This is a genomic window from Bacillus sp. ISO11, from assembly GCF_003458115.1.
Lineage (GTDB): Bacteria > Bacillota > Bacilli > Bacillales > Bacillaceae_G > Bacillus_A > Bacillus_A cereus.
In genome coordinates this window covers 128,563-141,298 of the sequence record NZ_QXCO01000006.1, presented here as the reverse complement: position 1 = coordinate 141,298, position 12,736 = coordinate 128,563, and the positions used below count along the sequence as shown (strand labels likewise).

Below are 12,736 nucleotides of genomic sequence, written 5' to 3'. Positions count from 1 at the left end.
TATGAATGTAAACAAACAATGTGATGGAAAATAAAGTTTGGTTATTTTATGAAAATTTAAAAGCCATTTCCTTTATTGGATTTGGCTTTTAAATTTTAAACAGTATAAATTTGAAAAGATAATATTAAGTTAAAGAAGTAAAATATACTGATACAAAATACTTATAAAATTACTTGTGTTATAGAAAAATAATAAGAAAAAGGTGTTTAAAATAGAATCATTTTCATTAATAGTTCAAGTTTTGAAGAATAGTGCATACAATATAAAGTGTTTTCCTTTCTTCATTTAAGTTTTACGTATATAATTTAAAAGTACTATTTTTATTTTATTATTTTATATTTATAACAGAATAGAGGTTTAAAAATGAGTGTTAAAATCATTACGGATAGTGCGGCGGATTTACCAGTAGAATTGCTGCAAGCATATGATATTGATTTAATTCCACTCCGTGTATATGATGAAGCAGAAACAGAGTATTTAGATGGAGTAACATTAGAGTCAGTTACATTATTGCAAAAAATGAGAGAAGGCGCTGTTTATAGAACGTCATTGCCTTCACTTGAAACTTTCCAAGAAAAATTTGTTTCTTATGCAAAAGAAGGTAATCCTTGTATATATTTAGCTTTTTCATCTGAACTGTCTGGTACATATCAATCATCAGTTGTCATTAAAGAGGAAGTAAAAGAAACATATGCAGATTTAGATTTAGAAATTATTGATACGAAATGTGCTTCGCTTGGTCAAGGTCTTGTCGTTTTAGAAGCTGCTAAAATGGCAAAAGACGGCGCATCAAAAGAAGATATTTTAAACCGTGTCGCTTTTCTAATGAACCATATGGAGCACATCTTCACTGTAGCTGACTTACAGTACCTTGTTAGAGGTGGACGTTTAAGTAAAGTAGCTGGTTTTATCGGTGGTTTACTAAACATTAAGCCTATCTTAAACGTGGAAGAAGGAAAACTTGTACCACTTGAAAAGGTAAGAGGGAAAAAGAAAGTATTAAGCCGAATTGTTGATATTATGGAAGAGCGTGGTAAAGACCTTAAAGGTCAAACAATCGGTATCACTCATGGTGATGACTTAGAAACAGCGGAAGCATTAAAATTATTAATTACGGAAAGATTCGGTTGTGAAGTATTTATCGTAAATACAATTGGTGCAGCAATCGGAGCACATACAGGACCTGGCGTTATAACGTTATTTTTCTTAAATGAAGTAGAGTAAAGGATTGATCATTTGATCAATCCTTTTTTCTTTAATCTGTGATTACCGGTCGATATGGTATTGGTGAAGATAAAATCTTTGAAGTTTTCCTATATGAATTGCTCTTTTGTAGAGGGAGTATTTTTTATATGTGGAATGATACTTAATGGTAGAAGAAAAGAGTATAAATAAGAATGTATTTGTAGGAATTTAAATATTTGAAGATATCAAAATTTTGCCATTTCATATATAATTGTGTGGGGAGAAATATCTGTAACTATTTGTAAAAATAGGAGGCGACTATAAAAATGCAAGAAATTGCTAGATGGGATTTAAATCGCTTGTATTTGAATGAGGATATTCTATTTCCAATTTTGGAGTTGAAAGAGAAATATTTTGTAACAAAAGATGTAGAGGTTCTTTCAAAGCTAATACAAGCTATTGAGAAAACAGAATACTATTTGTACTGTAGATCAGTTGAAGAAAGTGTACCATCTTACCTTACTAAATTGACCGTGAAAGTGAAGGAACTAAAAAATGAATTACAGCAAGTAATAAAACATAATGAAGTGGAAACTTCAGATAATACTAAGTTAATAAAAGATGAGCTTAATACGTGGGAAAATATGTACATACAATTACGGGATAGGATAGAAATAGAGCACAATAATAAACAATTATCCTTTGGACAAGCAAATACTATTGCAATGAATAGTGATAATGAAAAGGAAAGATTAGAAGTATTCGAGTTACTTACAAGTACTTTACATAAGGAAAAAGAAATCTTTGCTACTGTATTAAATCAAATAGGGAGATTGCGTAATGCAAAGAGTAATGAAATAGAAGATAGAGAGATTTTAACACAATCTTTTCATGCGAATGGCATTTCAGAAACTGTATTATTCCAATGTGGAATGCGACAGAAGAAAACCTTGATAAATTAGTAAGTGCTTTAAACGTGTATAAGAAAGGAAAAGCTTCAATTACATGGCATGAACTTATGACGGTAAAGGAAAGTAATGAGATCATGATTCCTTTTTCAGTAGCAATACAAAACGTTTATGATGCATGTAAGAATATTGATGAAGAATTAGCAGAATTTGCACGTAATGCGATAGAAAGTGGTTGGGTAGATGCTGAACCGAGAGAGAATAAACCACCAGGTGGGTTTTGTGCTCCATTTTTCAGTGAGAAAGAATCGCGAATTTCCATTCGTTATGATGGGAGTATAGATAGTGTAAGAGTGCTCGCTCATGAATTAGGACATGCTTGGCATTTTTATAATATGAGTTTTGAACAATCTACATCTTTTTTAGATGATTATTTGCCAATGAGTACGGCTGAATCAGCATCTATTTTCTTTGAAACGGTACTCTTAAATTATCTAATTGAAACAACGGATAGTAAAGATATGAAAAAGTCATTACTTAGCTGGAAAATAAGAAATAGTTTTAATTATGTAATGGCAATACGAGCATCGTATCAGTTTGAAAAAACATTTTATGAAAAATGTAAAGAGGGTCCTTTAAGTGCTGATGAAATTGAGAAATTATCTATAATTGCACAAAAAGAAGCTTATGGAAAAGCTTTAAGTGAATACCAGCCGTTTGTATGGATGAAATATATTCAATTTTATATAGCAGATGTTCCTTTTTACAATTATCCATACACATTTGGATATTTAGTAAGTTTTAGCTTATTAGAAATAGCTCAAGAAGGTAAAAGTACTTTTCATTCGAAATATAAAGAGTTCTTACGAGAAACAGGAAAGGCTCCAGTAGAGGAGCTTATGAAAAAACATTTTGAAATAGATATAAGAAATTATGAATTTTGGAATAAAGCTTTTATTCAAATTTCTAAAGACATTGATGAATATTTGCAGCTTATGTAAGGGGAGAGTACAGTGGATCAGCAGTTTATAAAAGGTATACCTTTTTCAACTTTAGAATATGCAAAAGCTATAAGTTTATTAAAAGGTTGGCTACATGAACAACAAGAGAAACCAAGGTTTGTAGTAACTGCAAATCCTGAAATTGTTATGTCTGCAAAGGAAAATACGGAAAAATCAAAGGAATTTAAAAAGATGTTACTATCTGCGGATTTAATAACAGCGGATGGGATTGGTGTCATAATTGGCTCGAAAATATTAAAAGGAACTTTGAAAGAACGTGTTACTGGGGCGGATTTAACTCACGATTTAATAAAATATTGTAACGACAATGAATATCGTGTCTTTCTTTTTGGAGCTGCGCCAGAAAGTAATAAAAAGGCATTAGAAAAATTAAATGAGCAGTTCCCAGGAGCACAATTTAAAGGACAGCATGGATTTGTAAATGGTGAAGAAATAGAGGAAATAAAAATGAAAATTAAGCAGTTCAAGCCGCATTTACTACTCGTAGGACTAGGTTCACCAAAACAAGAAGAGTTCATCTATGAAAACATACAAACATTAAACGTTCCGCTATCTATTGGTATCGGAGGCATGATTGATATAATATCTGGTACTGTAAAAAGAGCACCAAAAATAATGAGGGATACTGGAACTGAATGGCTGTATAGGTTACTCTCACAGCCGAAAAGATTAAAGCGACAACTTGTACTTCCGAAATTTTTATTATCGGTTATGTCTGAGCGGATTAAAGGGATTAATTAATAAAGGGGACTACATACATAAACAGAATCGGCATTATCGGAGCAATGCAAATTGAAATAGATTTACTTTTAAAAAAGCTAGTAATACAAGAAGAACAGACAATTGCGGGAATGCCATTTTATATTGGAGAATTCATGGGAACAGAAGTAATTATTACACGTTCTGGTGTAGGGAAGTAAATGCTGCTGCATGTGTGCAAACATTAATTCATAAATTTAATGTAGACTCTATCATCAATACGGGCGTTGCTGGTGGATTACATCCAAGTGTAAAAGTTGGCGATTTAGTTATTTCAACTCACGTTACCCATCATGATGTAAGTAAAAATCAAATGAAAAAATTATTCCCGTTTCAAGAGGAGTTTATTGCAAGTAAGGAATTGATAGAGTTAGCACGTAAAGCATGTAACAGTAATAGTTCAAATATTCAAGCTCACGAAGGAAGAATTGTAAGTGGTGAATGTTTTGTTGAAGATTCAAAGTTAAATGCAAAATTAATAGATGAATATGCACCTCATTGTACAGAAATGGAAGGGGCAGCAATTGGACATGTCGCCTACATAAATGATATACCGTTTCTTGTTATACGATGTATTTCTGACAGCGCAGATGATGAAGCTCAAGTTTCTTATGATGACTTTGCGAAAACTGCTGCGAATTATTGCTCAGAAATTATTATTGAGATGCTTAAAAATATATCTGGTAAAACTATAGTCCAAAAGGAGAGATAGGAATGTTACAAGCATTAATTTTTGATATGGATGGAACATTATTTCAAACAGATAAAATTTTAGAATTATCGTTAGATGATACTTTTGATCACTTAAGATCACTTCAATTATGGGATACGGTAACACCGATTGAAAAATACCGTGAAATTATGGGTGTGCCGCTACCGAAAGTTTGGGAAGCTTTATTACCGGACCATTCTATTGAAATAAGAGAGCAAACAGATGCATATTTTTTAGATAGACTAATTGAAAACATAAAAAGCGGAAAAGGCGCTTTATATCCAAATGTAAAAGAAATATTTACATATGTAAAAGAAAATAATTGTTCAATTTACATTGCTAGTAATGGTTTGAAAGAATATTTACGAGCAATCGTAACTTATTATGCTTTAGACAAGTGGGTGACAGAAACGTTTAGTATTGAACAAATACAATCGCTAAATAAAGGTGACTTAGTTAAAAGTATTATGAACCAATATGATATAAAAGAGGCAGCGGTAGTTGGTGACCGGCTATCTGATATAAATGCAGCGAAAGACAACGGTTTACTTGCAATTGGGTGCAATTTTGATTTTGCGCAAGAAGATGAACTTGCTCACGCTGATATAGTAATAGATGATTTAATAGAGTTAAAGTGGATACTGCCTGCTGTACAGAGGTAAATAAAGTGTGTGCATTTTTTCCAAGTCCTATATGTCTTATTTTATGGAGGGAGTATGCTTAAAAATAATTTTAAAATTAGTAATATTCCTGCGGTTTTGTGGGGAGAGAAGAGTGAAAAAGTTTTTATTGCAGTACATGGAAATATGTCAAATAAGGAAGATGCAGTTATTCAAATATTAGCTGAAGAAGCCAATCGAAAAGGTTATCAAGTATTAAGCTTTGATTTACCTGAGCATGGAGAGAGAAAAAATGATAACACTCCTTGTAAAGTACAGTTTTGTGTTAATGAATTATCTATAATTATGAACTACGGAAAAGTACATTGGAAAGAAATAAACGTATTTGCATGTAGTATGGGGGCGTATTTTAGTCTTTTAGCTTATCAAAATGATGTGCTAGAAAAGGCATTATTTTTATCACCAGTAGTTAATATGGAACGAATTATTGAAAATATGATGAAATGGTTTAATGTAACACCGGAGCTTTTGCAAAAAGAAATGACTATAGAGACACCTATTGGTCAAAAGTTATATTGGGATTATTTATGCTATGTAAAAGAGCATCCTATTCATACATGGAATACAGATACATATATTATGTACGGAGCTAAGGATGAACTGTGTGAACTTGAAACTATTAACTATTTTACAGAAAAACATCGTTGTGAATTAGAAGTTATGGAGACGGGTGAACATTACTTTCATACCGAAGAACAGTTAAAGATATTTGAACAGTGGTTACACAAGCATATCAATTAACAAATTATAATTTAACGTATACCTGCTAGAGAAGAATGAGGAATATATAAACTGATAGTATATTTGAGAGAAATTATAAATGGTGAATGTATACACTTAAACAAACAGATGCTTTAGTTCAATAAGAATTAAAAAACTTTAAAGAGCCTTACGACACACTAGATTGTAACAAGGCTCTTATATTTTCATAATAAAATTAATCAACTGTATTATCGATTTACATATGAAGTGAAGTATATGCATACTATGAATTAAATAAAGTAATAAGCATAAAAATGCTCAGAATAAATGATTCTCGAGCATTTTTATGTATTTTCGTACTTAGGGGGAATGGACTTGAAAGATATACATATTTAACAAATAGAAAATTTAATGGAATATGAATTCAGTCATCTCGTTCAAGACAGTGAAGAAGAGGGCTTTAATTTCCTTATAAGGCTAATAAATGAATATAAAAACAAAATAAATGTATTCAATAAAACTGGAGAATGTTTATATGGTATTTTCCAAGGGGATATGTTAGTCGGAGTTGGAGGTTTAAATAAAGATCCGTACACAAAAGACAATAAGATTGGGCGGTTAAGGAGATTTTATATTTTAAGGGATTATCGGCGTATAGGGTTAGGGAACTTATTATTAAACCAGCTATTATGTCATGCGGAAAAATATTTTGAAGTGATTGTTTTACATACTGACACGAAGCAAGGGGATGTGTTTTATACTGCGAATGGATTTGTAAAAGGGGGATTATATAAGGGATCGAGTCACTACAAACTATTATAGAGATTGCTATCCAAATAATAGCTACGAACAGGTTTTTTGTTGGTAAATCGATATATCTTAAAAATCGCTGATATATGAAGTTGCGATCCTTATATTAAAAGACAACTTTTATAATTTCATTTACTAAATTGTTATTATAAAAAAGAGCACCTTAGCTTTTAAAATTTAGCTTATAAGGTGACTCCTTTTCAGTCAATTATGTTTTAACGTTCATTTGTTTCAATAATAATCCTGGTTTACCTTTTACATAATAAAAATGCGGGTTATTTTCATCATCATAAAGCATAATATAAGGCTTTTCTTTTAGTGGGAGTAGTATAAGTACTTCGTCTATTGTAGTGTGTAACCATTGATTAGTAATAGAAACCGGCTTAGATAAAGGGATTTTTATCATATAGCCATCTTTTGGAACGACATTTAAGTTTTTAAATGGACCAGTAATTGATTTAGCGTATTGAACTGCTTCTTTTTGGATTACTGGATCTAAAGATTGTTTTTGAATGACCATTTCTTTTTGACAATCAAATACTTCAATTTGTTGATTTGTATTTGCGAACGCATTTGTTGATAATAGAAATAGAAGAAGAGAAATGACCCCGATTTTTTTTATCATAGTACAACACCTCACCATTACTATCCCCTCAAAAGCTTTAAATATTTTTCTGTCACATTCATGTAACAAAGATGTTGTATGATACAATTGGTTTTTGTTTAAAAGCAATGGAGGAAAAAATATGAAAGTTTTAATTGCAGATGACGAACAAGATATGTTAAGGATTTTAAAAGCTTATTTTGAAAAAGAAGGCTTTGAAGTATTATTAGCGAAAGACGGAGAGGAAGCACTTCAAATATTTTATGATGAAAAAATTGATTTAGCTATTTTGGATTGGATGATGCCGAAACATAGTGGTATTACTGTCTGTCAGGAAATAAAAAAGAATTCAAGCGTAAAAGTATTAATGCTTACGGCGAAAAGTGAAAGTGAAGATGAATTAGCAGCGCTTCAAAGTGGGGCAGATGAGTACGTAAAAAAACCATTTCATCCAGGAGTACTAATTACACGAGCGAAAAAACTTATTCAGCATGATGATATTATTCAAGTACAAGATGTAAAGATAAATTTCGCCAAAAATAAAGTATATAAAAATGATATAGAGTTAGAAATTACAAAAACAGAGCTCGAATTAATAAAATGCTTTTTAAATCATAAAGGAACTATTTTAACTCGTAAAAAATTGTTAGACATTGTATGGGGATTTGACTATTTTGGAGAAGAGAGAACGGTTGATACACATGTAAGAAGGCTGCGTAAAAAAATTGGAGAAAATATTATTAAGACGCATCGTGGGCTGGGTTATAGTTTGGAGGAACAAAGTGAATAAACTTGGGAAAAAGCTATTTCTCAGCATTTCTTTAACCGTTATTCTTATATTTACAATTTCTTTATTATTAATTAACTTTCTCCTGCCGAAATATAATATTTATAAAACACGTGAAAACTTAAATGAATTTACAACTCAAATACAAAATGCGCCAGTCAATGATTTAGAAGATGTTATTCATACAATTGAAAGTGAAAATAATGTTACAATTGCGTATACGCCAATTAATCAGTCAGAAGATGCTATGAACGACGCGTTACGCATGCAACTTACGAAAAAGAAAGTAACGTTAAATAAGCTTTGGATTACGAAAGACGAAGTTATGAAAGTGAAGACGGAAGGGCAATCGAATAAACTGTACGATCAAGGAAAGGTAAAAGCGAGTTTTTTTGCTAAATATATTGCGAAAGATGATACGATAATTTTAATTGGGACTTCCATTGCGAATTCAAATGAAATTATAAATACGTTAAATACATTTTACTTATATATCCTATGTTTCTCGCTCCTTCTTATTATTTTACTTGTGTGGATACTTTCAAAAATAATAACGACACCACTGAAAGAGTTAAGTGATGTGGCTCAGGATATTTCACATTTGCAGTTTAAAAGAACGAAAGTGAAAACGAATGATGAAATAGGAGAGTTGGCCAATAGTATTAATATCATGAGTGAAAAACTACATGAAGCACATCAAGACTTAACTGATCGTAATGAACATTTAAAACGATTTATGGGTGATGTAACGCATGAATTAAAGACACCGATCGCATTAGTAAAAGCATACTCTATGGGGATTAAAGATGGATTAGATGATGGGACTTATGTAGATACAATTATTAAACAAACAGATCAAATATCAAACTTAATTGAAGAATTATTACGATTTTCTAAACTAGAAAGAGATATTTTACAAAAAGAAGAATTCCCCATTGAACCACTGGTCCAGAGTATATTAGATAAGCATCAGATTGAACTGGATTCGAAAGAAATTAACTTGCAAGTAAATTGTAATGCGGGCGATACAATCGTTTATGCAGATTTAAATAAAATGAGAATGGTGTTTCAAAATTTAATTTCTAATGCGATAAAATATACAGCAAATCAAAACATAATAATTACATTAGAAGATAGAAATAAAAGTATATATTTCCAAATAAAAAATGGCATTCCTACGGATAAAATTAAGGATATAGAGAAAATTTGGGAGCCTTTTTATGTACTAGAATCTTCTCGTAGTAAAGAAAAATCAGGTACAGGATTAGGTTTAGCGATAGTGAAAAGTATTTTAGAAAGGCATGGTTTTGAATATGGAGTTTCCTCTATAGATGGAGAAATTCAATTTTATATAAATGTGAAAAAGGACTAATGAAAATATTAGTCCTTTTTGCAGCTTTAGAGATTAGCGATACAGGATGAATCACCATAATTTTCAAAATTGATGTATTAAATGGAGAATTAGCAAATGTTCTACTTTCATTAAATTCACGTGAAGTTCACAGGAAAACGTTATATTTACATAGTTATATTTGAATTTAATGAAGTGAGGTATTCAGATTTGAAAAGAAAGAAATTAGTAATTGGTAGCATTTTAATGGGTATGACGTTATCTTTATCTGCATGTGGTTCATCAGATAATATTGTAACGACAAAATCAGGAAGCATTTCAGAAAGTGATTTTAACAAAAAATTAAAAGAAAACTACGGGAAACAGAATTTATCTGAAATGGTAGTAGAAAAAGTATTAAATGATAAATATAAAGTTACGGATGAAGAGGTAACGAAACAACTAAAAGAATTAAAAGACAAGATGGGCGATAATTTTAATACATATATGGAATCTAATGGTGTGAAAAATGAAGATCAGTTGAAAGAGAAATTAAAGCTTACTTTTGCTTTTGAAAAAGCTATTAAAGCAACCGTAACGGAAAAAGATATTAAAGATCATTATAAGCCAAAGCTTCAAGTTAGCCATATTTTAGTAAAAGATGAAAAGACAGCAAAAGAAATTAAAGAAAAATTAAATAGTGGCGAAGATTTCGCGGCATTGGCTAAACAATATTCAGAGGATCCAGGTTCTAAAGAAAAAGGTGGGGAACTATCTGAATTTGGACCTGGTATGATGGTGAAAGAATTTGAGGATGCTGCGTATAAGTTAGAAGTTGGTCAATTGAGTGAACCTGTTAAATCTTCTTTCGGATATCATATTATTAAGCTAACGGATAAAAAAGAGCTTAAACCGTATGAGGAAGAGAAAGAGAATATTCGTAAAGAATTAGAACAGCAACGTATACAAGATCCTCAATTCCATCAACAAGTTACTAGAGAACTGCTTAAAAATGCAGATATAAAGGTATCTGATAAAGACTTGAAAGATACCTTTAAAGAGTTAGAAAAATAATAAATGGAATGTAAGGCAAGCGATAGAAATATCGGTTGTCTTTTTCTCTATTTATCCCGCTATTTGCCGGGCAGTAAGACCACACCTCAAAATTCAGCGAAAGCAAAGAAGTGGCCCTGCTGATCGTAAACACCCAATTGGTGAGGGCTGATTAAAGTTTCACTTTATAAAGAAGGAGGAAGTGGGAAAATACTTTCATACCTGCATTAAATTTTACTTAATAAGAAATCTTTGAGTTTCTCAACTTTTATATAAAATAAAACTGAATTTTCAGTTATTTTGTTATATAGTAAAGAGAACGAATAAGGGGAGGGAACATTTTGAGTAAAAAGAAAATGGCAATTACACTGTCAGCAATGCTATCTGCAACAATTATACCTAGCTTTACTATGGATGTGCATGCAGAGAAGAAGGAAGAGACTAAAAGTACGAAAATTGAATTAGAAAATGGGATGACAAAACCGATTTATTCTCTCGATGAAGCTATTATCGAAAATTTATATGTAGAGACAGAAGTTGATAGTGATCGAGACGGTAAGAAAGACAGAGTATCGATAAAAGTTATGCGTCCAAAGACAGATCCGAATGTGAAAGTTCCTGTTATTTATGAAATGAGTCCATATCGATCTGGATTAAAAGATGTTCCTGTATATAATGTAGATGAAGAATTGTATGCGTATGAAGGAAAACCGTATGGAGCGGTTAATCTTGGTTCGTATGGGAACTATTACGTGCCAAGAGGTTATGCAGTTATTCTAGGCGAAAGTATCGGTACTGGAAAATCAGATGGATGCCCTACAACTGGAGATGAACAAGAGATACTCGGGACAAAATCTGTTATTGATTGGGTAAACGGTCGCGCGAAAGCATTTACAGAACAGGGTGAGGAAGTTCAGGCAAATTGGTCTACAGGAAATGTAGGTATGACTGGAGTTTCCTATAATGGTACTTTACCAAATGCTGTTGCGACTACTGGAGTCGAAGGTTTAAAAACAATTATTCCAATCGCAGCAATTAGTAGTTGGTATGATTATTATCGTGCAAATGGTGCAGTCATTGCTCCAGGCGGATATCAAGGGGAAGATACAGATAATATGGCAGAAGCAGTACTGACAAGGGAAAACCCTGAAGTTTGCGGACAAGTTATAAAAGAGTTAACGGCTGGACAAGACAGAAAAACAGGTAATTATAATGATTTTTGGGATAAACGTAACTATGTAAAAGATGCTAAAAATGTAAAAGCGAGTGTATTTGTTGTTCATGGTTTAAACGATTGGAATGTTAAAACAAAACAGTTCGCGCAATGGTGGGAAGCACTTGGAGAAAATAATGTTCCTCGTAAAATGTGGCTACATCAAGGTGGTCATGGTGGGACATCAAGTAATAACTGGCAGCAAACACAAAATAAATGGTTAGATTATTGGTTATACGGAATTGAAAATGGAATTATGGATGAACCAATGGTTGATGTGCAAAGAGAAAATAAAACGTGGCAAAAGATAAAAAATTGGCCAGATCCATCAGCTGTACCTTCAAAAATCCGTATGTATTTAAGTAATAAATTAGTCAATTTGCCATTAAGTATGGGATCGGCTAATAAAGTTTTCTCATTCTTAGATGATGCACAAATGAAATCAAACCAATTAGTAGCAAACCCAGAATTAGAAGTAGCAAATCGATTAGTATATACAATGCCTGTACTGCAAAAAGATACGCGTATAAGTGGTACACCAAAGATTTCAATTACAGGAAATATTGATCGATCTGTATCAAATTTAACAGCATTACTTGTTGACTATGGAGGAGCGAAGCCGGAAATCGTAACGAGAGGCTGGATGGATCCACAAAACTTAAAGAGTATAGAAAATTCAACAGCGATTCAACCGGGCAAAGATTATACATTTACATGGGACATGCAGCCAGATGATTATGTATTTAAAGCGGGGCATCAAATCGGAGTTGTTTTAATTGCAAGTGATTATGATTATACAATTAGACCGAAAGCTGGCACGAAACTTACAGTGAAATTAAGTGAAGTGACATTGCCGATTGTGAAATAAATATTTTTTCTAAAGAGCTTACTAAAGTAAGCTCTTTAATTTGTAGTCTGAATTTTTAATTTTTATATTTCAAATTGGAAGGTTATGTAATACAATATCATTA

At 31.8% G+C, this 12,736-nt stretch carries 10 protein-coding genes and 2 pseudogenes; 11 read left to right on the top strand and 1 reads right to left on the bottom strand.

Annotation, left to right across the window (positions count from 1 at the left end):
* Positions 1-363: 363 nt before the first annotated feature.
* From D1166_RS08545 to D1166_RS08515, 7 genes and pseudogenes are all read left to right on the top strand, one after another.
* Complete coding sequence (locus D1166_RS08545) at positions 364-1,224, top strand: DegV family protein (RefSeq protein ID WP_097855958.1); 861 nt, start codon at positions 364-366, stop codon at positions 1,222-1,224.
* A 287-nt stretch (positions 1,225-1,511) separates the two neighbouring features.
* Positions 1,512-3,094, top strand: a pseudogene (locus tag D1166_RS08540) (M3 family metallopeptidase).
* Between the two features lie 12 nt (positions 3,095-3,106).
* Entirely contained in the window at positions 3,107-3,856 is a 750-nt protein-coding gene (locus D1166_RS08535; RefSeq protein WP_000372655.1) for a WecB/TagA/CpsF family glycosyltransferase, read from the top strand.
* 17 nt (positions 3,857-3,873) lie between these two features.
* Positions 3,874-4,586: pseudogene (locus D1166_RS08530) on the top strand (5'-methylthioadenosine/adenosylhomocysteine nucleosidase).
* Between the two features lie 2 nt (positions 4,587-4,588).
* A complete protein-coding gene (locus D1166_RS08525) occupies positions 4,589-5,248 on the top strand; it encodes an HAD hydrolase-like protein (protein WP_097855960.1) in 660 nt (219 codons plus the stop codon).
* Positions 5,249-5,302: 54 nt separating this feature from the next.
* On the top strand, positions 5,303-6,007 hold the full coding sequence (locus tag D1166_RS08520) for an alpha/beta hydrolase (RefSeq protein WP_097855961.1): 705 nt from the start codon (positions 5,303-5,305) through the stop codon (positions 6,005-6,007).
* A gap of 372 nt (positions 6,008-6,379) precedes the next feature.
* Positions 6,380-6,790, top strand: coding sequence for a GNAT family N-acetyltransferase (locus tag D1166_RS08515; RefSeq protein ID WP_240523644.1), 411 nt, complete (start codon positions 6,380-6,382; stop codon positions 6,788-6,790).
* 196 nt (positions 6,791-6,986) lie between these two features.
* On the opposite strand, the gene D1166_RS08510 is transcribed toward D1166_RS08515, so the two are convergent.
* Entirely contained in the window at positions 6,987-7,403 is a 417-nt protein-coding gene (locus D1166_RS08510) for a hypothetical protein (RefSeq protein WP_000591773.1), read from the bottom strand.
* Between the two features lie 121 nt (positions 7,404-7,524).
* Between D1166_RS08510 and D1166_RS08505 the strand changes: the two genes are divergently transcribed.
* From D1166_RS08505 to D1166_RS08490, 4 genes are all read left to right on the top strand, one after another.
* A complete protein-coding gene (locus D1166_RS08505) occupies positions 7,525-8,172 on the top strand; it encodes a response regulator transcription factor (RefSeq protein WP_000865979.1) in 648 nt (215 codons plus the stop codon).
* On the top strand, positions 8,165-9,541 hold the full coding sequence (locus D1166_RS08500; protein WP_001037252.1) for a sensor histidine kinase: 1,377 nt from the start codon (positions 8,165-8,167) through the stop codon (positions 9,539-9,541). Before D1166_RS08505 ends, D1166_RS08500 begins: the two co-directional genes overlap by 8 nt.
* Positions 9,542-9,730: 189 nt before the next feature.
* Entirely contained in the window at positions 9,731-10,573 is an 843-nt protein-coding gene (locus D1166_RS08495; RefSeq protein WP_002103226.1) for a peptidylprolyl isomerase PrsA, read from the top strand.
* 320 nt (positions 10,574-10,893) lie between these two features.
* Positions 10,894-12,633 carry a Xaa-Pro dipeptidyl-peptidase gene (locus tag D1166_RS08490; RefSeq protein ID WP_000038302.1) on the top strand — a complete coding sequence of 580 codons (1,740 nt, stop codon included), beginning with the start codon at positions 10,894-10,896 and terminating at the stop codon, positions 12,631-12,633.
* Positions 12,634-12,736 lie beyond the last annotated feature (103 nt).

What these genes read in the sequence shown, in the direction of transcription:
- D1166_RS08505 (WP_000865979.1), top strand. Translation starts at nt 7,525, where the DNA reads ATGAAAGTTTTAATTGCAGATGACGAACAAGATATGTTAAGGATTTTA.
- D1166_RS08510 (WP_000591773.1), bottom strand. Translation starts at nt 7,403, where the DNA reads ATGATAAAAAAAATCGGGGTCATTTCTCTTCTTCTATTTCTATTATCA.
- D1166_RS08515 (WP_240523644.1), top strand. Translation starts at nt 6,380, where the DNA reads ATGGAATATGAATTCAGTCATCTCGTTCAAGACAGTGAAGAAGAGGGC.
- D1166_RS08525 (WP_097855960.1), top strand. Translation starts at nt 4,589, where the DNA reads ATGTTACAAGCATTAATTTTTGATATGGATGGAACATTATTTCAAACA.
- D1166_RS08520 (WP_097855961.1), top strand. Translation starts at nt 5,303, where the DNA reads ATGCTTAAAAATAATTTTAAAATTAGTAATATTCCTGCGGTTTTGTGG.
- D1166_RS08545 (WP_097855958.1), top strand. Translation starts at nt 364, where the DNA reads ATGAGTGTTAAAATCATTACGGATAGTGCGGCGGATTTACCAGTAGAA.